A 20,895-nucleotide genomic window follows, 5' to 3' on the forward strand; every position below is an offset into this window, starting at 1 on the left:
CGAATTACTCTGCGTGCAGGCCCAGCTGGGCGAATAGCGATGCGTTGCGGGCCGCTTGTTGCGCAAACCGGCAACGGGCCGCTCTCACGATCGCGCTCAGTTCGGACAAAGCGACCGTAAACTCTTCATTGATAATAACATACTCGAACTCGGGAGCGTGTGCGATTTCGCCGCCGGCCGCCAGCAGGCGGCGCGTGATCACGTGCGGCTCATCCTGGCCGCGCTTGTTCAGGCGCTCTTCCAGCGCATCGATCGATGGCGGCAGGATGAAAATGCCGGCCGCGCGCGGGAATTGCTTGCGCACCTGGCGCGCGCCCTGCCAATCGATTTCCAGCAGGATATCGGTGCCGGCCAGCATTTGCTGCTCCACCATGATGCGCGAGGTGCCGTAGTAATTGCCATGCACTTCCGCCCATTCCAGGAACTCGCCCTGGTCGGCGCGCGCGACAAAGTCTTGCGCCGTCGTGAAATAGTACTCGCGGCCATGCTGCTCGCCCGGGCGGGGCGCGCGCGTGGTGGTCGAGATCGACAGCTTGATGCCCGGTTCCTGCGCCAGCAGCGCATTGACGAGGGTCGATTTGCCGGCGCCCGATGGCGCGGCGACCACGAACAGGCTGCCAGAGAAGGCGGTAGGGTGGCTCATGCTGATCTTTCCATGTCGTGTGATGTCGGCGCCTGCGCTTGCGCGGGCGGCGCCCAATTCAGTATTTTACCAAGAGGCAAGGCTGCCAGCCAGTCCCTGATGGCAGGCGGCGTCGCTGCCGCCCGCCAGCATGCATATTTTGCTTGTTATCTGAGAGAAATAGTTATCTAATTTGGAATGTGTTTTTCTTAACAACCATTCTTTGCTGACAGGGCGCGCGCATGAACAAATTCCCGTTTCTCAGTTTTCCACAGGCCATGCTGTTGCTGCGCGTGGCCATTGCCGTCATGTTCATGGCGCATGCCGTCACGCGCATCGCGAATGGCACGATCCCCCGCTTCGCCGGTTTCCTGGAAGACAAGGGATTCATCTACGGCCTGGCCGTCGTGTGGGCGATCACCGCCGTCGAGATCGTTTGCGGCAGCCTGCTCATCGTTGGCAAATACACGCGCTGGGCGGCGGCCGGGCTGATGGTGATCTGCCTCGGCGGCATCGCCATCGTGCATGCGGCCAAGGGCTGGTTCGTCGGCGAACACGGCGCCGGCGGCGTGGAATACAGCATCGTGCTGTTTGTCGCCTGCATCGTCATCGCCGCCAGCGACCGCTGGCGCGCCGAAACCCGCCTGGCCTGAGGCCTGGCCTGCGTTTTCCCTGCCCGGCTTCAGCGGGGCAGGCGGCCCAGCGCGATTTCGCCCGTGGTCAGGACGATGGCCCGTCCATTCACATCGGTGCAGTCGCGGTTGTTGATGCGCACGACGTTGCCGTCGACCGACACTTCCGCGCCCAGGGTGCTGCGCGAGCAGATGCGGTAAGAGGCGGCGTCGGCGCCCGTGTAGATGGCGGCGCCGCGTTCCTTGAGGGCGAAGCATCCGAACGTACAGCCCTCGATCGCATACGGCGATGGCCGCTGCGCCGTTTGCGCCTGCGCGCCCGCCGCCAGCAATGCCAGGGTGGCGGCGAGTGTCCATGTGCGTAGGGTCGTCATCGCTTACTCCAGGTTCTGCACCTGTTCGCGCATCTGCTCGATCAGCAGCTTCAAGTCCATCGAGGCGTCGGCCAGTTCCTTGACGGACGCCTTGGCGCCCAGCGTGTTGGCTTCGCGGTTCAGTTCCTGCATCATGAAGTCGAGGCGCTTGCCGACCTGGCCACCCTTGGTCAGGATGTGGCGCGTTTCGCCCAGGTGGGCCGACAGGCGCGCCAGTTCTTCCGAAACGTCGATGCGGATGCCGTACAAGATCACTTCCTGGCGGATGCGTTCCATGGCGTCCTGGCGCGACAGGGCCGAATTCGAGCCCTGGCTGGCCAGGCCCAATGCATCCTGCATGCGCTCGATGGCTTTTTGCTGGAAGGCGGCCACCACTTGCGGGATCAGGGGCGTGATGCGCTTGACGATGGCTTCCATCGCTTCTATGCGCGACACCAGAACAGCCTCGAGCGCGGCGCCTTCGCGCTTGCGGCTGTCGACGAAGGCGGCCACGGTGCGCTTGGTCAGCGCGCCCACATCCGCCTGCAGGGATTCCTGCCCCACTTGGGCTTCTTCGATGACGCCAGGCCAGCGCAGCAGTTCGGCCACCGTCATGACGGGCGCGGACACGAAATGCTGGCCCACCTCGGTTTGCAGGCGCGCCAGTTCCGCCAGCAGGGGCAGGTTCAGCGCCTGCGTGCCGGCCGTGGCTGCCTTGCGGCCAAAGCTCAGGCGTACCTCGACCTTGCCGCGCGTGATGGCGGACATGACGGCGGCGCGCAAGTCAGGCTCCAGCGCCCGCAAATCGTCATTGATGCGGAATTGCAGGTCGAGAAAGCGCGAATTGACGCTCTTGATTTCAATTGTCAGTGTGCCTGCAGCACCTTCGCTGGTGGCAACCGCGTAGCCTGTCATGCTTGAAATGCTCAAAGGATTCCCCGATTTGATCTTGTATACAGTCACTTATACACTTAATCAGCCAGCGCAGGCAATACCGCCCGCGCCGCAAAAACAGGACCGCATGGTCTGGTGGCCTGAAAATTGCTGAATAGTGTGCGTTTTACGGCATTGTAAAGAAAATTGTGTTTGGCGGGGCAGGATTGTAGGGATCATGTGTGCAGCGCCCCCGCGCGCGGCCCCATGCTGTTGCATGGCTGCAAATATGGCGGCGCGCGGTGTTAGAATCGCTGCCGCAACCCCAATCACACAGGACATCCCATGACATTCGAATCCCGCCCGAGCGGCCGCGCCGTCGACGCGCTGCGCGCCATCCGCATCACCCGCCAGTACACCAAGCATGCCGAAGGCTCGGTGCTGATCGAGTGCGGCGACACCAAGGTCATTTGCACCGCCAGCATCGAAGACAAGGTGCCGGGCTTCCTGAAGGGCAAGGGCCAGGGCTGGTTGACGGCCGAGTACGGCATGCTGCCGCGCTCGACGCACACGCGCATGGACCGCGAAGCGGCGCGCGGCAAGCAGTCGGGCCGCACGCAGGAAATCCAGCGCCTGATCGGCCGCTCGCTGCGCGCCGCCTTTGACTTGCAGGCATTCGGCGAACGCACCTTGCACCTCGATTGCGACGTGATCCAGGCCGACGGCGGCACGCGCACGGCCTCGATCACGGGCGCCATGGTGGCCGCGTATGACGCGTTTGCGCAGTTGCAGGCGCGCGGCGCCATCGCCGCCATCCCCGTAAAAAGCTTCGTCGCCGCCATCTCGGTGGGCGTCTACCAGGGCATGCCGGTGCTGGACCTGGACTACGTGGAAGACTCGGGCTGCGACACGGACATGAACGTGGTGATGACGGAAGCGGGCCACTTCATCGAAGTGCAGGGCACGGCCGAAGGCGCCGCTTTCGACCGCGCCGGCATGAACCGCCTGCTGGACCTGGCGCAGGGTGGCATCGCCGACCTGATCGCCCTGCAAAAGCAGGCCCTCGGGATCTGAACCGCGTTTAATCGCGTTTAATCTTTACGTAGATTTACACCTTTCTGCCCGCCGCGCCGGGCAAAAAGCCCACACCCGCCGCTGCCGGCGGCAGCGGCGGGCCAAGGTGGGGGACGCGCAAAAGGTTTACAATGTCGGCACTTCATTCGGCCCGCCTCGTGCGGCGCCGCTTAACCCGGATATTGTCACATGACCCAACGCCTGATCCTCGCATCAAACAACGCCGGCAAGCTCAAGGAATTCAACGAGCTGCTCTCGACCATCGGTTTTTCCGTGCACGCCCAGGGCGAGTACGACGTGCCGGAAGCGGACGAGCCATTCCACACCTTCGTTGAAAACGCCTTGCAAAAGGCCCGCCACGCGGCGCGCCTGACGGGATTGCCGGCGCTGGCCGACGATTCCGGCGTCTGCGTCAATGCCCTGGGCGGCGCGCCGGGCGTGTATTCGGCCCGTTATGCGGGCGAGCCGAAATCGGATGCGGCCAACAGCGCCAGGCTGATCGCCGACCTGGAGGCGCATGCCGACAAGTCCGCGTACTACTATTGCGTGCTGGTGTACGTGCGCCATGCGGACGACCCGCAGCCGGTGATCGCCGATGGCCGCTGGAATGGCGAGATGATCGCCACGCCGCGCGGCAAGGGCGGCTTCGGCTACGATCCGCATTTCTATCTTCCGGCCCTGGACAAGTGCGCGGCCGAACTGACGTCCGATGAAAAGAACGCGCTGTCGCACCGTGGCCAGGCCCTGCGCGCGCTGGTCGAGAAACTGCGATGATCCCGATCAAACTGGTCGGCGCTGTTGCCAAATCTGCCGCCAAGCCAGGCGCGGCCCCCGCGCCGCAGGAAGGCATTTCCGGCGCGGCCGGCGCGGCGTTGAAATACCTGCAGCCGGGCGCGCTGAACCTGACGGCCCTGCCGCCGCTGTCGCTGTACATCCATTTCCCGTGGTGCGTGAAAAAATGCCCGTATTGCGATTTCAATTCGCACGAGGTGCGCGGCGGTTTTCCGGAAGCGGAATACCTGGCGGCCCTGCGGCTGGACCTGGAAATGGCGCTGCCCCTGATCTGGGGCCGCAAGATCCACACGATTTTCATCGGCGGCGGCACGCCCAGCCTGATGTCGGCGGCGGGACTGGACCGCCTGATGTCGGACGTGCGCACCCTGCTGCCATTGGAGCCCGATTGCGAAATCACCATGGAAGCCAATCCGGGCACCTTTGAAACGGAAAAATTCAAGTCGTACCGGGCCAGCGGCATCAACCGCCTGTCGATCGGCATCCAGAGCTTCAATGGCCGCCACCTGCAGGCGCTGGGACGCATCCACGACGACGATGAAGCGCGCCGCGCGGTGGAGATCGCGCATGCGCATTTCGACAATTTCAACCTCGACCTGATGTATGCGCTGCCCACGCAGACGCTGGCCGAGGCGCGGCAGGACCTGGACACGGCGCTGTCGTTTGCGCCGCCGCACCTGTCGCTGTACCACCTGACCCTGGAGCCGAACACCCTGTTCGCCAAGTATCCGCCGGTGCTGCCTGACGACGACGAAAGCGCCGACATCGCCGACATGGTGGCCGAACGCGCGGCGCAGGCCGGCTACGGCCGTTATGAAGTATCGGCGTATGCGCAGCCGGGCCGCCAGGCCAAGCACAACCGCAATTACTGGGAGTTCGGCGATTACCTGGGCATCGGCGCGGGCGCCCACTCGAAGATATCGTTCCCGCACCGCGTTCTGCGCCAGGCCCGCTACAAGCAGCCGAAGGCGTATATGGACGCCGTGCTGGCCGGCCAGCCCGTGCAGGAAGAGCGCGAGCTGGCGCGCGAGGAAATGGGCTTCGAGTTCATGCTCAATACCCTGCGCCTGACGCAGGGTTTCTCGCCGAACCTGTTCGCCGAGCGCACGGGCCTGGCCATTAACGCCATCGACAGGCCGCTCAACGCGGCCGAGGCCAAGGGCTTGCTGTACCGCGACCACCAGATCATCCGCCCGACGGAACTGGGACTGCGCTTCCTGAACGACCTGCAGCAGATGTTCCTGGAAGACTGACGCCGCCTAGTGCGTGGTGGCGGCGCGCAGGCGCTGCAGCTTGGCCGCGTACAGGCCATGGTCGCCGCGCGTGGTGCTGTTGTCCATCGCCAGTTCCAGCTGGCGCCCGGCCTGCGCCAGCTGGCCCATGCGCGCATACGCCTGCGCCAGCCAGAAGTGGAACTCGTGGTAATACGGATCGCGCGCGATCTCGCGCTGGAACAGGCGCGCCGCTTCCTGGTAGTCGGCATTCTTCATGGCGATCTGGCCCAGGCTGAAAAAGTGGAAAGGCGGTTCCGGCTGCAGCGCCAGCAGCTTGCGCCGCATCAGCTGCGCTTCGTCCGTGCGGCCCAGGTTGTCGAGCGCCTGCGCCAGGTTCGACAGCAGCACGGTGCTCGCCGGCGAGCGTTCCAGCGCATAGGCCAGCGTGCGTCGCGCCGGCTCCATGTCGCCGTGGCGCAGCTGGATGATGCCCAGCGTGTTGAAGGCGCCGCCAAACGTGGGGTCTTGCAGGATGGCGGCGCGGGCAAACCAGTAGGCCTGATCGAGTTCGCCATTGGCCATGGTTTCGGCGGCGCGGTTGTTGAGGTACATGGCCAGGATGGTCGATTCGCTGATCGTGCGCGTGCGCTGTCCCGTCAGATCCTGGGCCGGCAGGAAATCGATCAGCAGTTCCGCATCGGCGTCATAGCTGTCGCTGTTCTGCGCCAGCTTCCGGCCCAGCACCAGGTTGACGTGGCCGGCCACAAAATACATGTCGCCGCTGCGGCTCCAGCTGTCTTCCCCCAGCACCGCCTGGTAGTGCACTTCCAGCCCCATTTCCTTGGCCAGGGTGGCCGTCATCAGCACCAGCGACAGGCAATTGCCGCTGCGCTCGTCGAACGTCTGCGCCGCCGTGCGCGTCATGGCGGCATCGTATTCCAGTTGCAGTCCCGCCTTGTTGTACAGCGCATTGGCGAGCGCGCGGCGGGGATTCTTGCCACGCGCCTCGCGCGCGATATCGACGCGCACGTAGCGCCGCATGGCCTCGCTCACGGCAAACGCCTGCTGCGGGTCGATCTTTGCCGTCGGCGCGGCAAAACTGGCATCGTTGAACAGGTCGGGTGGAGGCGGCGCGGCAGGCGGCGTGGCACAGGCGGCCAGGGCTGCGCACAGCAGCAGGGCAGACAGATGGCGCAGCGGCTGGCGCAATGGCAGTGGTATACGCTTCATGTTCGAACTCCCGCGAACGATGTCAGGCGCCAGACGTCTTGCTGCCGGTGGTGCGCCATGCCACCTGAAAACCTAGTATCCTCGCGGCCCGCCGCGCTGTCAAACCATTTCAGATGCATGCGTTTGCGGGCCGGAATCGCCGCCTAGAACTCTTCCCAGTCCTGGTCGCCGGCGATGTGCGCCGGGGTCTTCGGCGTGGCAGCGGCAGGCTTGCCCGTGCTGGCTGGCCTGGCCGCCTGGGCCGCGCGGGGGGCGGCGATCCGCGTGGCGGCGGGGCGGACAGGCGCGCTGGCGGCCGATGCCCTGGCCGGCGGCGCTGCGCGTGCCGGCGCCGCCGCGGCCATGTGTTCGAGCTGAAAGCCGGCCGCCACTTGCGCCAGGCGCGCCGCCTGGTCCTGCATGCTTTCGGCGGCTGCTGCCGCCTCTTCCACCAGGGCCGCGTTTTGCTGCGTCACCTGGTCCATTTGCGCGATCGCCTGGTTGACCTGGTCGATGCCCATGCTTTGCTCGGCGCTGGCGGCCGTGATCTCGGCCATGATGTCGGTGACGCGGCGCACGCTGTCGACCACCTCGCCCATGGTGCTGCCGGCCTGCTGCACCAGCCGCGTGCCGTTGTTGACCTGTTCCACCGAGTCGCCGATGAGGGCCTTGATTTCGCGCGCCGCCGCCGCCGAGCGCTGCGCCAGGTTGCGCACCTCGGTGGCGACGACGGCAAAGCCGCGTCCCTGTTCGCCGGCGCGCGCCGCTTCCACGGCGGCGTTCAGCGCCAGGATGTTGGTCTGGAAGGCGATGCCGTCGATGACGCCGATGATGTCGACGATCTTGGTCGACGCCGTATCGATGGCGCCCATGGTGTCGACCACCTGGCTGACGATGCTGCCGCCCCGTTCGGCCACGCCCGAGGCGGCCACCGCCATCTGGTTGGCCTGGCGCGCATTGTCGGCATTCTGCTTCACGGTCGACGTCAGTTCCTCCATCGACGACGCCGTCTCTTCCAGCGAGCTGGCCTGCTGTTCCGTGCGGGCCGACAGGTCCTGGTTGCCGGCGGCGATTTCGCCGGAGGCCGTGGCGATGGCGTTGGTGCCGCTCTGGACTTCCGATACCACCTTGCGCAGCGCTTCGTTCATGCCTTGCAGCGCCCGCATCAAGTCGCCGATTTCATCGCTGGCCGCAGCGGCAAAATGCGTGCGCAAGTCGCCGTCGGCCACCGTTTCGGCCACCTTCACGGCCGCCTGCAGCGGCACGGTGATCGAGCGCGTGATCAGCCAGGCGCAGACGCTGCCCAGCGCCACCACCAGCGCGCACAAGGTCAGCAGCAGGGTGAAGCTGCGGTCGTTGGCCGCCTCGATGGCTTGCGCCGTGGCGTCGATGGCCTTGCGCTGCTGCGCCAGCAGGGCCTTGACGTTGTTCTGGTAACTGGCGGCGGCCGGCGCGAAGCTGTCGCGGTAGGTGCTTTCCGCCTGTGCCGCGTTGCCGGCCTTGCGCGCATTCATCACCAGCGTCTTGGCGTCCTGGTACTTGACGCGCTCCGCCACGGACGCCTTGAAGATGGTTTTTTCTTCCTCGCTGTCGAGCAGCGATTCGATTTGCTTCAGCAGTTCGCTGCCCTGTTTGGTGCTGTCGGCGATGGTCTCGGCGAAGACGCTCGACAGGGTTTCATCCGTGCTCCTGGCGATCATCGAGGTGCGCGCGATGGCCGAGTAGATCAGCACATACCAGTCCGATACCAGGCGCTCCTTGGCCAGCGGCTTTTCCATCATTTGCCGCGTCGCCTCGGCGTTGATGTGCGCGCTGTACAGCGCGTATGAAGTGGAGATCACGGACAGCAGCAGCACCAGCGCGAAACCCGCTGCCAGGCGCGTGCCGATACGAAGATGGGAGAGGGCATGCATGGTCGAACTCCTGTCGCAAGGGGGGATTAAATTGCCTGTGCGACATAGTATGCACCGAGAAGTGACCAATAGGCGAGTGAAAAACGCTGTTGTTTTTATGCCTGTTGCGATGCGGCCCGCGCTACAGGTCGAGCGCCTGGCGCAAGTCCGGCTGTTCGGCCCAGCGGGCGAAGGCGGCGGCCATGCGCTCGCTTTCGGCAATGGCGCGGCGCCAGTCGCGCATGCGTGCGGCGTGATCCTGGCCGTAATGGGGGAAGTCGCGCCGGTCCGGCAATTTGCCGTTCGGCAGGCTGGCCACGAAGGCGGGCGAGGGCGAGACGAGGATCATGTTGTCGAGCGCAGGATCGGGGCCGCGCGCGCGGCGCCACGGCATGGCCTTGTCCAGCCAGCCAGGGACGATGTGGTCGGCGAAGTGCGGATACAGCACCAGGTCCGGTTCGCGCTGGTAGGGCAGGTGCAGGTGGTAGTCGACCAGGCCGCCGTCCCAGTAGCGTCCGGGCGGTGCGCCGGCGATGCCCTGCACCGCGTCGAGTACCAGCGGGATGGAGCCGGAAGCGAGCAGCGCGTCGCGCAGGTTGTCCTGCGCCAGCGGCACGAAGTGGGAGTGAAAGGCGTCGAAGCGCGAACGCAGCCAGCTGGCGCTGTCCGGCCCCGCATGGAACACCACGCGTTCCAGCGAACCTGCCAGGCGGGCGCGCGCCACGGCGTTGTTGGCCGCCGCCAGCAGGAAGCCGCGCCGGTCGCGCCACTTGCCCTGGCGCGCCAGCGTGCCGATACCGCGCACGGCCAGCACGGCCAGGCTGTGCCGGTCATGCCGCAGCAGGTGGGCATCCTGGCCATCGAGCATGGCGTCGAGCAGGGCGCGGCAGGTGCGGCTGACGTGGGCGCCATCGGGCTTGTCCGGATAGCGCTGGCCCACATATTCGCGCACCAGGCGGCGCTGCGCCGCGACGGGGTCGGGGAAAACGGCCGCCGCCATGCGCCAGGCACCGATCGAGGCGCCGACGAAGTGGCGCGGGCGCGGCGCCTGTGCCAGGAATTCGCCGAACAGCCAGCAATCGAGCTGGTGCAGGATCAGGCCTTTCGGTCCGCCGGCGGCGGCGGGGACGATGGCGACATCGCTTGCGCGCAAGCCCTGTTCGGCAATGCGGGCGCGGGCGCGGCGGCCCAGGCGGATGGTGATGGCGGACGAGGTAAGGGACATGCGCGCGGCGACTGGTGGTGGTGGTTTATTGTAGCGCCATTGCTCCCGCTCGCGATGCCATGCCAAAAAGCGGCGCCGTGCAGTGCACGGACGCCGCCTTTTGGCGGGGGCGCGGGCGATTAACGCAGTGCCGCGATCATCTGTTTCAGCTTGCCGGAATCGACGCAGAAGGCGCGGATGCCTTCGGCCAGCTTCTCCGTCGCCATCGCGTCTTCATTCATCATGAAGCGGAAGGCTTCTTCGTTCAGCGACATTTGCACGATGTTGGTCGACGGCGCCGCTTCGGCGCTCAGCTTGCGCTCCACGGGCGCATCGCTGTCGGCCAGCTTTTGCAGCAGGTCGGGGCTGATGGTGAGCAGGTCGCAGCCGGCCAGTTCGAGGATTTGCGAGGTGTTGCGGAAGCTCGCGCCCATGACTTCCGTCTTGTAGCCGAACTTGCGGTAGTAATTGTAGATGCGCTTGACGGATTGCACGCCCGGGTCTTCCGCGCCCACGTAGTCGATGCCCGTCGATTTCTTGTACCAGTCGTAGATGCGGCCGACGAACGGCGAAATCAGCTGCGCGCCCGCTTCGGCGCAGGCGATGGCCTGGGCCAGCGAGAACAGCAGGGTCATGTTGCAGCGGATGCCTTCCTTTTCGAGGATGGCGGCGGCGCGGATGCCTTCCCAGGTGGAGGCGATCTTGATCAGCACGCGCTCGCGCGGAATGCCCGCGTTCGAGTACAGGGCGATCAGGTCGCGGCCCTTGGCCACGGTGCCTTCCGTGTCGAACGACAGGCGCGCATCGACTTCGGTCGAGACGCGGCCAGGGATGGTTTGCAGGATTTCCACGCCAAACGCGATCAGCAGGCGGTCGATGATCTCGGCGGTGGAAGCGTTCGGATGGTCGCGCACGGCCTTTTCCAGCAGCGGCTTGTATTCATCCTTCTGCACGGCTTTCAGGATCAGCGACGGATTCGTCGTCGCGTCGCGCGGCGTGTAGGCCTGGATCGATTGGAAGTCGCCGGTGTCGGCCACCACGGTGGTAAATTGCTTCAGTTGTTCGAGTTGGTTCATGGCTGCGCGGGAAAGAGTGAAAGGGCTTGCCGGAGTATTGTACATAATCCGGCCGGAAGCGCCCGCGCTCTTTTCATGCCTGTAACATGGCGTGCTCGCCAAAACGTTGAGGGCAAGGCGCGCTTCCGCAGACAGTACGCCAGGGAAGCGCAGCGCCGCCATGGACGTGTTCCAGGCGCGCTAGCCGATGAAGGAATCGAACTGCATGTCGAATTCCTGCAGCGCCTTCTGCGCGTTCTGCATCTTCTTGCGGAATTCGGGACCGCGCTGCAGGGCCAGCCCGACGGCCAGCACGTCGATCACCACCAGGTAGGCCAGGCGCGCCGAAATCGGCGTGTAGGGATCGGTGTTGAAGACCAGGTCGATCGGGATCAGCACGGTCGCCAGGTCGGCCAGCGGCGTGCCCGATGGCGCCAGCACGATGACGTCGGCGCCGCCGCGGCGCGCCAGTTTCACGGAGCGCACGAGGGCGGGGCTGTTGCCGCGCTGCGAGATGGCCACCAGGCAGTCGCCGCCGCGCAACAGGGCCGCGGCGATGCTGTGGATGTTCGGATCGCTGTAGGCGACCGTCGGCACGCCCGAGCGGAAGAATTTGTGCTGCGCGTCGGCCGCCACGATGCCGGACGTGCCCTGGCCGTAGAATTCGATCTTGCTGGCGCGCGACAGGATGTCGAGCGCGCGCTGGATCGCTTCCGGATTCAGGTTGTTGCGCAGGTCGAGCAGGGTGTTGATCGAGCGGCTGCAGATTTTATTCACCAGGTCGGCCGCGAGGTCATCCTGCGCCGGCTGCTCGTTCGCGCCCGGCATGGCCAGGGCCAGGCCCTGCGCCAGTTTCAGCTTGAATTCATGCCAGCCGTCGTAGCCCAGCGTGCGGCAAAAGCGCACCACGGTCGGTTCCGACACCTGCGCGCTTTTCGCCAGCGCCGTGATGTTCTGGCTGACCGTCTGGTTGGGCTGGTCAAGCACGGCCAGCGCGACCTTCTTCTCCGACTTGGAGAGCGAATCGAGCTGGGTGCGGATGGAGTCAAGCAGCATCAGGGTAGTCTTCTGGGTTAGTTTTCGGGAGCTCGGGGACTGGCAAAGGTGAAGCAGGGAATTCGCGGAGCACCGCTCCGCGCCTGCGTAACGGCCGTGCCTTGCAAGGCACGGCTCCACGCCCTGCTAGCTTAGTCTTCTGGCAGGGCCTCTTCACGCCACTGCAGCCCGTCGCGGCCGATTAGGGCGCTGGCCGCGGCCGGGCCCCAGGTGCCGGCCGTGTACGGAATCGGCGCGCTGTCGTTCTGTTCCCAGTTGTCGAGAATCGGCTCGACCCACTCCCAGGCCGCTTCCAGTTCGTCGCCGCGCATGAACAGGGTCAGCTGGCCGCGCAGGACGTCGAGCAGCAAGCGCTCGTAAGCGTCCATGCGCGGCGTCTTGAACGATTCGCGGAAATCGAGTTCCAGTTCCGCCGGTTTCAAACGCATGCCGTCGCCCGGGGTCTTGGCCATCAGGTTCATGCGCAGGCCTTCGTCGGGCTGCAAGCGGATCACCAGGCAGTTCGGCTGGAAGCTGGACGTGGGCTGGTTGAAGATCGAGTGCGGGATCTGCTTGAAGCGCACGACGATTTCGGCCAGGCTGTCGGCCATGCGCTTGCCCGTGCGCAGGTAGAACGGCACGCCGGCCCAGCGCCAGGTGTCGATTTCCGCCTTCAGCGCAACGAAGGTCTCGGTGCGCGAGTGTTCTGGCGCATCCGGCTCGTCGCGGTAGCTCGGCACGGTGACGCCGTCGACGTGGCCGGCACGGTACTGGCCGCGCACGATGTTTTGCGCCAGCGTGGTGGGCGTGAATTTTTTGAGCGAACGCAGTACTTGCAGCTTTTCATCGCGCACGGCGTCCGGCGCGATCGAGGTCGGCGGTTCCATGGCGACGATGCACAGCAGTTGCAGCAAGTGGTTTTGCAGCATGTCGCGCAGCGCGCCCGACGTGTCGTAGTAACCCATGCGGTTGCCCACGCCCAGTTTCTCGGCGATGGTGATCTGCACGTCGGAAATCCATTCGCGGCGCCACAGCGGTTCGAACAGCACGTTGCCGAAGCGCAAGGCCAGCAAGTTCTGCACGGTTTCCTTGCCCAGGTAATGGTCGATGCGGTAGATCTGCGATTCCTGGAAAACCTTGCCCACTTCGGCATTGATCTGCTTGGCGCTGGCCAGGTCGCGGCCCAGCGGTTTTTCCAGCACCACGCGCGAATTCGGCGTGACCAGGCCATTTTCTTCCAGGTTGTCGCAGATCAAGGCGAACAGGTGCGGCGGCGTGGCCAGGTAGTACACGCGCGTCAGGTCGCTGCCGTCGCGCAGCGCTTCGACGAGGGGCGCGTAGGTCTTGGCATCGCTGGCGTTGAGCGATACATACACGATGCGCGCGCAGAAGCGGCTCCATGTGGCGGCATTCAGGGTGCTGGCCTTGATGTGCGGGCGGGCGCTGCTTTCCACCATTTTCAGGAAGGCGTCCTGGCCGCTGTCCTGGCGGCCCACGCAGATGATGCGCGCCGTCGGCGGCAAATCGTTCGCGACGTCGCGCGCATACATGGCAGGCAGCAATTTGCGCATTGCCAAATCGCCGCTGCCGCCAAACAGGACCAGATCAAAATCGGTAAGAGCCATAAGTGAGTGTCGTCGCAAAAGTAAAAGAGCCGGAGCGGGGAGGAGGCCGACCGGAAGTGCCAGTCTGTCACTACTATAATCGATGGTGTAAATTTACTACGTAGAACAGGCAATTGCAAGAAATTTTACTACATTTAATCTGCTGCCGTCGCAGTTTTGCCCGGCATCGCTCAGTGCGCCACTGCGTGCTCATTATATGCCGATCGCCGGCGTCGGCGCGGGGCATGCTTTACAACGGGGCTTTTCAAAGCAACCATGGTTGCCAGGGAAATTTTCGATTCTCACCATCATCATTTGCGCTGTAGCAACAAGCAAGTCAAGAAATGCTGCCAGGATGGCTGCTGGCGGCGTAAAGTAGCTTTGAGGAAAGTAAAAAACCGTATAATTCAGACTCGAATCGATAGCAACTATTGGTAGTACGAAGTTGTCCGATTCACACTGCACCGCTAGCGCCGGCCATGCCCCGAACCCGCCTTCCGACGTCCATGCGGCTGCAGTCAGCACTGCCCGCATTGCGGGCAGGCAGCTTAACTTTACAAGACGGCTCAAGGGGACACAATGAATTCAATGCAGCAAGATGTCGATGAACGCACCAGCCTGACAGGCAATAACAAATTCGAACTGTTCCTGTTCAAGCTGGGCACCAGCGATCACTCGACCAGCCGCGAACTATTCGGCATCAATGTGTTCAAAGTACGTGAAATCATGGAAATGCCGGCCATCACGGCGGTGGCAGGATCGCACCCCCACATGCTGGGCGTGGTCAATATCCGCGGCCAGATCGTGCCCGTGATCGACTTGCCGATGGCGGTCGGCTGCAAGAGCAATGGCTTGAAGATCCTGATGGTGACGGAATTTGCCCGTTCGACACAGGCGTTTGCCGTGGAAGAGGTCGATGAAATCGTGCGCCTGGAATGGAACCAGGTGCTGTCGGCCGAATCGAGCGTGGGTGGGGGACTGGTCACCAGCATCGCGCGCCTCGATGGCGACACGGACAAGACGCGCCTGGCGCAAGTGCTGGACGTCGAGCAAATCCTGCGCAACGTGCTGCCGTCGGGCGAGCCCGACGTGGACGAGCACAGCATCGGCCCGCAAGTGCGGTTGCCTGCTGGCGCCGTGATCCTGGCCGCCGACGATTCCGCGCTGGCCCGCTCGCTGATCGAAAAGGGCCTGGACGCGATGGGCGTGCCCTTCATCATGACCAAGACGGGCAAGGAAGCGTGGGAGCGCCTGCAAGCCATTTCCAGCCAGGCGGCGGCCGAAGGCAAGACGGCGAAAGACAAGGTGGCGCTGGTGCTGACGGACCTGGAAATGCCGGAGATGGATGGCTTTACCCTGACGCGCAACATCAAGAACGATGGCCGTTTTTCCTCGATTCCCGTGGTGATCCATTCGTCGCTGACGGGTTCGACCAACGAAGACCACGTCAAGGGTGTGGGCGCCGATGGTTATGTGGCCAAGTTTGTGGCGGCCGAGCTGGCGGAAACCATCCGCAAGGTGCTGGCGCGGTAACTCGATGTCGTGGTGGGCATGGCCGGCACCGGCATGCTTAGGCAGACACTGTCGTCGGATTACGCAGGGCGTAGCCCCGCTAATCCGACCTACGCGTTGACATGAAAAAGCGCCGGACCCTCGCGGGTGCCGGCGTTTTTTTATGCGTGAAACGATCGAAGCGCTGGGGTCAGTGGTAGGTCGGATTAGCGCAGCGAAGCTGCGCGTAATCCAACACCGGCAGGGCTGGCACCGGCATAGTCATGGCCGACATCGCTGTCGGATTACGCGGGGCGTAGCCCCGCTAATCCGACCTACGCGTTGACATGAAAAAGCACCGGACCCTCGCGGGTGCCGGTGTTTTTTTATGCGTGAAGCGATCGAAGCGCTGGGGTCAGTGGTAGGTCGGATTAGCGCAGCGAAGCTGCGCGTAATCCGACACCGGCAGGGCTGGCACCGGTATGCTCATGGCCGACACTGCTGTCGGATTACGCGGGGCGTAGCCCCGCTAATCCGACCTACGCGTTGGCATGAAAAAGCGCCGGACCCTCGCGGGTGCCGGCGCTTTTTTTATGCGTGAAGCGATCGAAGCGCTGGGGTCAGTGGTAGGTCGGATTGGCGCAGCGAAGCTGCGCGTAATCCGACACCGGCAGGGCCGGCACCGGTATGCCCATGGCCGACACCGCTGTCGGATTACGCAGGGCGTAGCCCCGCTAATCCGACCTACGCGTTGACATGAAAAAGCGCCGGACCCTCGCGGGTGCCGGCGTTTTTTTTATGCGTGAAGCGATAACAAGGCTGGGGTCAGATCCCCGGGGATGACAGCACAAGCCTGCGGGGTGGCGCCATTGCGGGTCTGCTCCCGGTACGCTCAGGCCTGGTACGGCGTTTCCGGCTGGCCCGCCACGTCCACGCGCACGGACAGCAGGTGGCCCGTCAACGGGTAGGCGGCGATCTCGGCGTTTGATCTGTTGTGGCTGGCGCTGGTGATGTACAGGGTGCGCAGGTCGGGGCCGCCAAATGTGACCATGGTGGGGCAGCGCACGGGCACGGCGATTTCACCGAGCAGGTGGCCATCGGGCGCGAAGCGCAGGATTTTGCCGCCTTCAAACATGGCCGACCAGTAATTGCCTTCGCTGTCGACGGCCGCGCCGTCCGGGCGTCCGCCGTAGTCCGCCGCCTTTTTATCGGTGGAGAAGCGCTGGAATGGCTGTGGCGCGGAAATGGCGCCCGTGGCCGCGTCGAAATCGAAGCGGTCGATGCGGTGCGTGGTGGTGTCCGAGTGGTACATGGTGCGCTTGTCCGGGGAAAAGCCCAGGCCGTTCGACACCGTCATGCCGCCCGACCAGACTTTGCGTACTTCTCCCTTTTCCAGCACGAACATTTCCGCCGCGTCAGCGCTGCGCGGCTCGAAAATGGTGCCGACCCAGAAGCGTCCGGCCGGGTCGACCTTGCCATCGTTGAAGCGCGTGGTGCTCATGTCGAACGGTGCCGGCGCGATGTGCACCAGGCTGCCCGTCTTCGTGTCGAGGTGGGCAAAGCCGCTGCGCAGGGCGACGATCAGGCCGCCGCCGGCATTGATGGCCAGCGCCGACGGTTCCGTCGGCATGCTCCACTGCTCATGCTTGCCGCTGGCCGGGTGCAGCCGGTGCACGGCGCGTCCATCGATGTCGACCCAGTACAGGGCCGCTTCCTTGCCATGCCACAGCGGGCATTCGCCCACTTGCATGGCTGTGTCGCTCACTACCTTGATTTCGTAAATATTCATTTATTCTTAATGTGGAGAGCGCTTAACAAAACCGTCGCGAGCGGAAGGGCGGGGCGGCCGAGAAGCGCAGCTGTGCCTGAGCACGGTGCGCATCGCAGGCTGCCTATGCCGACGCGCAGCAGGCTTGCTTATGCGTTATTAATTAGTATGCGGCTTTTGCGGCCTTGGCCAAGGCGATCAAGCCATTGGTCGAGCTGTCGTGATGGTCGGGACGGGCCTCACCCGTCAGTTCGGCCTGGATTTTCTTCGCCAGCACCTTGCCCAGTTCCACGCCCCACTGGTCGAAACTGTTGACGTTCCACAAGACGCCCTGCACGAAGGTCTTGTGTTCGTACAGTGCGATCAGGGCGCCCAGGGTGGTCGGGGTCAGCTGGTCCATCAAAATGGTGTTGCTGGGGCGGTTGCCGGGGAAGGTCTTGTGCGGCACCAGTGCTTCGATCTCGCCGTCCGGCAAGCCTTGCGCCTGCAAATCCAGACGCACTTCATCGCCCGTCTTGCCCGTCATGAAGGCTTCCGACTGGGCGAAGCAGTTGGCCAGCAGGGCGTCGTGGTGGCCCAGCAAGTCATGCGTGGCGCGCAGCGCGGCAATGAAGTCGATGGGCGTGATGTCGGTGCCCTGGTGCAGCAACTGGAAGTAGGCATGCTGCGCATTCGTGCCGCAGTCGCCCCAGATCACGGGCCCCGTCGGCATGCCGACAGGCTGGCCATCCTTGGTGACGCGCTTGCCGTTGCTTTCCATGTCCAGCTGTTGCAGATAGGCGGCAAAGCGGCTCAGGTCCTGGTGGTACGGCGCGATCGAGACGGAGCCGCAATCGAGGAACTGGCGGTTCCAGAAACCCACCATGGCCAGCACGACGGGCATGTTGTCTTCCAGCGGCGCCTGGCGGAAATGCTGGTCCATCGCATGCGCGCCGGCGAGGAAGTCGCTGAAGTATTCGAAGCCGACGGACAGGGCCACGGCCAGGCCGATCGAGGACCAGACGGAATAGCGGCCGCCGACCCAGTCCCAGAACGGGAACATGTTGTCAGGCGAAATGCCGAAGTCAACGATGGCTTGCGTGTTCGTCGAAACGGCCACGAAATGTTGCGCCAGGTCCTTTTCCTCGCCTTCGAGCAAAAACCAGGCGCGCGCCGTGTTGGCGTTGAGCATGGTTTCAGCGGTAACAAAGGTTTTCGACGCGACGATGAACAAGGTTGTTTCCGGATCGACTTTCGACAGGGTCGCTTCCATGTCGTGGCCGTCGACGTTGGAGACGAAATGCATTTCCAGGCCCGGGTTGGCGTAGGAGCGCAGCGCCAGGCAAGCCATTTTCGGGCCCAGGTCCGAGCCGCCGATGCCGATGTTGACGATGTCGCAGATCGGTTTGCCCGTGTAGCCGAGCCAGCTGCCATTGCGGACCTTGTCCGTAAACGCCTTCATGCGCTGCAGCACATCTTGCACGTCGGCATCGATATCCTGGCCATCCACCACCAGGGCGGTGCCGCGCGGCGCGCGCAAGGCCGTATGCAGAACGGCCCGATGTTCGGTAAGATTGATTTTCTCGCCCGTAAACATCGCTTCGCGCTGCGCTTCCACGCCGCGTTCGCGGGCCAGGTCCATCAGCAGCGCCATGGTGGCGGCGTCGACCCGGTTCTTCGAGTAATCGAGCAGCAGGCCGGCCGCATCGACCGTCATCGTCGGGAAACGTGCGGGATCGGCCGCGAACAGCTGGCGCAGATGCACGTCGCGCAGGCTGGCGCTATGCGCTTGCAGGGACTGGAAACTGGCGGTGGCGGTGATGGCGGGAATGGATGCTGGCTGGCGCATGGCGGTCGGCTTCGGTGCTTGTCTCGGTTGAAGGGAGCGCGGCGCGTTCGTCGTGGCGAATGGACGTGCCGGCGTTGATGTGAGAATAATACATCAGAAAAACGTAATTTCACTACAGTTTGTATGGGCGAACCGCATTTTTCGCGTTTTGTCCGCCCTTTATCCACGCCGTCGCTAGATAGGGGCGAAGCGATGGCACGCGGCATTCTGTTGTTTTGCCTTGAAAAGTCGCCAGTAAATGGATTATTTCTGTCGCCCGCCCCTGCAACGGTGCTTCTGCGCCAGCATTTTGTAGTAAAATTTCACGAAATACTCATTTTTAAGGAAATCCATATGGCGCTGCATCCAGTAGTCGAATCCGTAACAGCGCGCATCATCGCGCGCAGCCGGCCATCGCGCGGCGCCTACCTGGCGCATCTGGATGCGGCCCGCATCCAGGGCGTGCAGCGCGGTGCCCTGTCGTGCACCAACCTGGCGCACGGCTTTGCCGCGTTTCCCGCCAATGACAAGCTGTCGCTGAAGGAATACAAGAAGCCCTCCGTGGCCATCGTGTCCTCGTACAACGACATGCTGTCGGCGCACCAGCCGTTCGAAGGCTTTCCGCAGATCATCAAGCAAGCCGTGCGCGAAGTGGGTGCCGTCGCCCAGTTCGCCGGCGGCGTGCCCGCCATGTGCGATGGCGTGACGCAAGGCCAGCCGGGCATGGAACTGTCGCTGTTCTCGCGCGACACCATCGCCATGTCGACGGCCGTGGCGCTGTCGCACAATATGTTCGACTCGGCCCTGTACCTGGGCGTGTGCGACAAGATCGTGCCGGGCCTGTTGATCGGCGCGCTGCACTTCGGCCACTTGCCGGCCGTCTTCGTGCCGGCCGGTCCGATGACGTCGGGCCTGTCGAACCAGGAAAAAGCCAAGGTGCGCCAGCTGTACGCGCAAGGCAAGGCCACGCGCGAAGACTTGCTCGAAGGCGAATCGAAAGCCTACCATGGCGCCGGCACCTGTACCTTCTACGGTACTGCCAACAGCAACCAGATGCTGATGGAAGTGATGGGCCTGCACTTGCCGGGCGCCGCCTTCATCACGCCGAACACGCCGCTGCGCGATGCGCTGACGACGGCCGCCGCCCAGCGCGCCGCCGGCATCACGGCGCAAAGCGCCAACTACTTGCCAGTCGGCCATATTGTTGACGAGAAATGTATCGTCAACGCCGTCGTCGGCTTGCTGGCCACGGGCGGTTCGACCAACCACACGCTGCACCTGGTGGCCATCGCCAAGGCGGCCGGCATCGTCATCGACTGGAACGATTTCAACGAACTGTCGGCCATCGTGCCGATGCTCACGCGCATCTACCCGAACGGCGACGCCGACGTGAACCATTTCCACGCGGCCGGCGGCACCGGTTATCTGATCCGCGAACTGCTGGACGCGGGCCTGCTGCACGAAGACGTCACGACGATTCTGGGCAAGGGCCTGCGCGCGCACTGCATGGAGCCATTCCTCGGCGAAGACGGCAAGGTCTTCTGGAAAGATGCGCCGGCCACCAGCGCCGACGACAACGTGCTGCGCCCGGCATCGAACCCGTTCGCGCCGGACGGCGGCATGGTCCTGGTCGCGGGCAACCTGGGCCGCGCCGTGATGAAGGTCTCGGCCGTCAAGCCGCAGCACCGCACGGTGGAAGCGCCGGCGCTGGTGTTCAACTCGCAGGAAGATTTCATGGCCGCCTACAAGGCGGGATCGCTGGACCGCGATTTCGTCGCCGTGCTGCGCTTCCAGGGCCCGCGCGCCAACGGCATGCCGGAACTGCATGCGCTGACCCCGGCGCTGGCCAACCTGCAGGATGCGGGCCGCCACGTGGCGCTGGTCACCGATGGCCGCATGTCGGGCGCGTCGGGCAAGGTGCCGGCCGCCATCCACGTGTCGCCTGAAATCCTCGCCGGCGGCCCGCTGGGCCTGGTGCGCGACGGCGACATCATCCGCCTCGATGCGTTCACCGGCGTACTCGAAGCGCTGGTGCCGGCCGACGTCTGGCACGCCCGTTCGCTGGTGCAGGCCGACCTGTCGCCGAACCACATCGGCATGGGCCGCGAGCTGTTTTCCATGTTCCGTTCCACCGTCAGCGCGGCGGAAGAAGGTGCCACCACCTTCGGCCTGCCGTCGCCGATTCCCACCACCGTCGCCTTGCACGACGCCGACAATGTCGGCGATACCGTACCGGGTTCCGATGAAGACTTTTTGGCTAGGAAATAAGA

Annotated in this window: 17 protein-coding genes; 6 read left to right on the forward strand and 11 right to left on the reverse strand. The window is 64.2% G+C overall.

The genetic code is table 11. The annotated features are described in order from the left end of the window. Positions 1 to 4 precede the first annotated feature (4 nt). Positions 5 to 643 (reverse strand): guanylate kinase, encoded by a 639-nt coding sequence (gene gmk, locus O0880_RS04810; RefSeq protein ID WP_198043874.1) that lies wholly within the window; start codon positions 641 to 643, stop codon positions 5 to 7. A gap of 221 nt (positions 644 to 864) precedes the next feature. Between gmk and O0880_RS04815 the strand changes: the two genes are divergently transcribed. Further along, positions 865 to 1,275: a DoxX family protein gene (locus O0880_RS04815; RefSeq protein WP_289885325.1), complete on the forward strand. Its 411-nt coding sequence runs from the start codon at positions 865 to 867 to the stop codon at positions 1,273 to 1,275. A gap of 29 nt (positions 1,276 to 1,304) precedes the next feature. On the opposite strand, the gene O0880_RS04820 is transcribed toward O0880_RS04815, so the two are convergent. Together O0880_RS04820 and O0880_RS04825 are read right to left on the reverse strand one after the other, a co-directional pair. Beyond that, complete coding sequence (locus O0880_RS04820) at positions 1,305 to 1,628, reverse strand: hypothetical protein (RefSeq protein WP_289885327.1); 324 nt, start codon at positions 1,626 to 1,628, stop codon at positions 1,305 to 1,307. A 3-nt stretch (positions 1,629 to 1,631) separates the two neighbouring features. After that, entirely contained in the window at positions 1,632 to 2,522 is an 891-nt protein-coding gene (locus O0880_RS04825; protein ID WP_071322418.1) for a YicC/YloC family endoribonuclease, read from the reverse strand. Between the two features lie 303 nt (positions 2,523 to 2,825). On the opposite strand from O0880_RS04825, the gene rph reads away from it, so the two are divergent. The 3 genes from rph (at position 2,826) to hemW (ending at position 5,599) form a co-directional block, all read left to right on the forward strand. Then, on the forward strand, positions 2,826 to 3,554 hold the full coding sequence (gene rph / locus O0880_RS04830) for a ribonuclease PH (RefSeq protein WP_071322419.1): 729 nt from the start codon (positions 2,826 to 2,828) through the stop codon (positions 3,552 to 3,554). A gap of 189 nt (positions 3,555 to 3,743) precedes the next feature. Continuing rightward, positions 3,744 to 4,328, forward strand: a complete 585-nt coding sequence (gene rdgB, locus O0880_RS04835) for an RdgB/HAM1 family non-canonical purine NTP pyrophosphatase (RefSeq protein WP_071322420.1) — start codon at positions 3,744 to 3,746, stop codon at positions 4,326 to 4,328. Beyond that, entirely contained in the window at positions 4,325 to 5,599 is a 1,275-nt protein-coding gene (gene hemW, locus O0880_RS04840; protein WP_289885330.1) for a radical SAM family heme chaperone HemW, read from the forward strand. The genes rdgB and hemW overlap by 4 nt, the downstream gene beginning before the upstream one ends. A 6-nt stretch (positions 5,600 to 5,605) precedes the next feature. Here hemW and O0880_RS04845 read toward each other — a convergent pair whose 3' ends face one another. From O0880_RS04845 to zwf, 6 genes are all read right to left on the reverse strand, one after another. Continuing rightward, positions 5,606 to 6,790: a tetratricopeptide repeat protein gene (locus O0880_RS04845; RefSeq protein ID WP_289885331.1), complete on the reverse strand. Its 1,185-nt coding sequence runs from the start codon at positions 6,788 to 6,790 to the stop codon at positions 5,606 to 5,608. 143 nt (positions 6,791 to 6,933) lie between these two features. After that, entirely contained in the window at positions 6,934 to 8,682 is a 1,749-nt protein-coding gene (locus O0880_RS04850) for a methyl-accepting chemotaxis protein (RefSeq protein ID WP_289885333.1), read from the reverse strand. 121 nt (positions 8,683 to 8,803) lie between these two features. Further along, positions 8,804 to 9,886: a patatin-like phospholipase family protein gene (locus O0880_RS04855; protein ID WP_071322423.1), complete on the reverse strand. Its 1,083-nt coding sequence runs from the start codon at positions 9,884 to 9,886 to the stop codon at positions 8,804 to 8,806. A 119-nt stretch (positions 9,887 to 10,005) separates the two neighbouring features. Next, positions 10,006 to 10,941: a transaldolase gene (gene tal / locus O0880_RS04860; RefSeq protein WP_289885335.1), complete on the reverse strand. Its 936-nt coding sequence runs from the start codon at positions 10,939 to 10,941 to the stop codon at positions 10,006 to 10,008. Between the two features lie 180 nt (positions 10,942 to 11,121). Continuing rightward, positions 11,122 to 11,976 carry an SIS domain-containing protein gene (locus O0880_RS04865; RefSeq protein ID WP_071075885.1) on the reverse strand — a complete coding sequence of 285 codons (855 nt, stop codon included), beginning with the start codon at positions 11,974 to 11,976 and terminating at the stop codon, positions 11,122 to 11,124. Between the two features lie 131 nt (positions 11,977 to 12,107). Next, a complete protein-coding gene (gene zwf, locus O0880_RS04870) occupies positions 12,108 to 13,580 on the reverse strand; it encodes a glucose-6-phosphate dehydrogenase (protein WP_071322425.1) in 1,473 nt (490 codons plus the stop codon). Between the two features lie 558 nt (positions 13,581 to 14,138). Here zwf and O0880_RS04875 point away from each other — a divergent pair. Further along, positions 14,139 to 15,092, forward strand: a complete 954-nt coding sequence (locus tag O0880_RS04875) for a chemotaxis protein (protein ID WP_071322426.1) — start codon at positions 14,139 to 14,141, stop codon at positions 15,090 to 15,092. An 850-nt stretch (positions 15,093 to 15,942) separates the two neighbouring features. On the opposite strand, the gene O0880_RS04880 is transcribed toward O0880_RS04875, so the two are convergent. Both O0880_RS04880 and pgi read right to left on the reverse strand, forming a co-directional pair. Beyond that, on the reverse strand, positions 15,943 to 16,839 hold the full coding sequence (locus O0880_RS04880; RefSeq protein ID WP_289885339.1) for an SMP-30/gluconolactonase/LRE family protein: 897 nt from the start codon (positions 16,837 to 16,839) through the stop codon (positions 15,943 to 15,945). Positions 16,840 to 16,981: 142 nt separating this feature from the next. After that, on the reverse strand, positions 16,982 to 18,646 hold the full coding sequence (gene pgi, locus O0880_RS04885; RefSeq protein WP_289885341.1) for a glucose-6-phosphate isomerase: 1,665 nt from the start codon (positions 18,644 to 18,646) through the stop codon (positions 16,982 to 16,984). Positions 18,647 to 18,979: 333 nt separating this feature from the next. Between pgi and edd the strand changes: the two genes are divergently transcribed. Continuing rightward, positions 18,980 to 20,893, forward strand: a complete 1,914-nt coding sequence (gene edd, locus O0880_RS04890) for a phosphogluconate dehydratase (RefSeq protein ID WP_071322429.1) — start codon at positions 18,980 to 18,982, stop codon at positions 20,891 to 20,893. The last annotated feature ends 2 nt before the right edge of the window (positions 20,894 to 20,895 follow it).

Source organism: Janthinobacterium sp. SUN118, assembly GCF_030397695.1.
In the GTDB taxonomy this organism is placed as follows: Bacteria; Pseudomonadota; Gammaproteobacteria; order Burkholderiales; family Burkholderiaceae_D; genus Janthinobacterium.

Excerpts from the sequence above, each read along its gene's own strand:
- hemW (WP_289885330.1), top strand. The coding sequence starts at position 4,325 with ATGATCCCGATCAAACTGGTCGGCGCTGTTGCCAAATCTGCCGCCAAG.
- O0880_RS04880 (WP_289885339.1), bottom strand. The coding sequence starts at position 16,839 with ATGAATATTTACGAAATCAAGGTAGTGAGCGACACAGCCATGCAAGTG.
- O0880_RS04865 (WP_071075885.1), bottom strand. The coding sequence starts at position 11,976 with ATGCTGCTTGACTCCATCCGCACCCAGCTCGATTCGCTCTCCAAGTCG.
- O0880_RS04850 (WP_289885333.1), bottom strand. The coding sequence starts at position 8,682 with ATGCATGCCCTCTCCCATCTTCGTATCGGCACGCGCCTGGCAGCGGGT.
- O0880_RS04855 (WP_071322423.1), bottom strand. The coding sequence starts at position 9,886 with ATGTCCCTTACCTCGTCCGCCATCACCATCCGCCTGGGCCGCCGCGCC.
- O0880_RS04815 (WP_289885325.1), top strand. The coding sequence starts at position 865 with ATGAACAAATTCCCGTTTCTCAGTTTTCCACAGGCCATGCTGTTGCTG.
- rph (WP_071322419.1), top strand. The coding sequence starts at position 2,826 with ATGACATTCGAATCCCGCCCGAGCGGCCGCGCCGTCGACGCGCTGCGC.
- pgi (WP_289885341.1), bottom strand. The coding sequence starts at position 18,646 with ATGCGCCAGCCAGCATCCATTCCCGCCATCACCGCCACCGCCAGTTTC.
- O0880_RS04845 (WP_289885331.1), bottom strand. The coding sequence starts at position 6,790 with ATGAAGCGTATACCACTGCCATTGCGCCAGCCGCTGCGCCATCTGTCT.
- rdgB (WP_071322420.1), top strand. The coding sequence starts at position 3,744 with ATGACCCAACGCCTGATCCTCGCATCAAACAACGCCGGCAAGCTCAAG.
- O0880_RS04875 (WP_071322426.1), top strand. The coding sequence starts at position 14,139 with ATGAATTCAATGCAGCAAGATGTCGATGAACGCACCAGCCTGACAGGC.
- O0880_RS04820 (WP_289885327.1), bottom strand. The coding sequence starts at position 1,628 with ATGACGACCCTACGCACATGGACACTCGCCGCCACCCTGGCATTGCTG.
- tal (WP_289885335.1), bottom strand. The coding sequence starts at position 10,941 with ATGAACCAACTCGAACAACTGAAGCAATTTACCACCGTGGTGGCCGAC.
- O0880_RS04825 (WP_071322418.1), bottom strand. The coding sequence starts at position 2,522 with ATGACAGGCTACGCGGTTGCCACCAGCGAAGGTGCTGCAGGCACACTG.
- edd (WP_071322429.1), top strand. The coding sequence starts at position 18,980 with ATGGCGCTGCATCCAGTAGTCGAATCCGTAACAGCGCGCATCATCGCG.
- zwf (WP_071322425.1), bottom strand. The coding sequence starts at position 13,580 with ATGGCTCTTACCGATTTTGATCTGGTCCTGTTTGGCGGCAGCGGCGAT.
- gmk (WP_198043874.1), bottom strand. The coding sequence starts at position 643 with ATGAGCCACCCTACCGCCTTCTCTGGCAGCCTGTTCGTGGTCGCCGCG.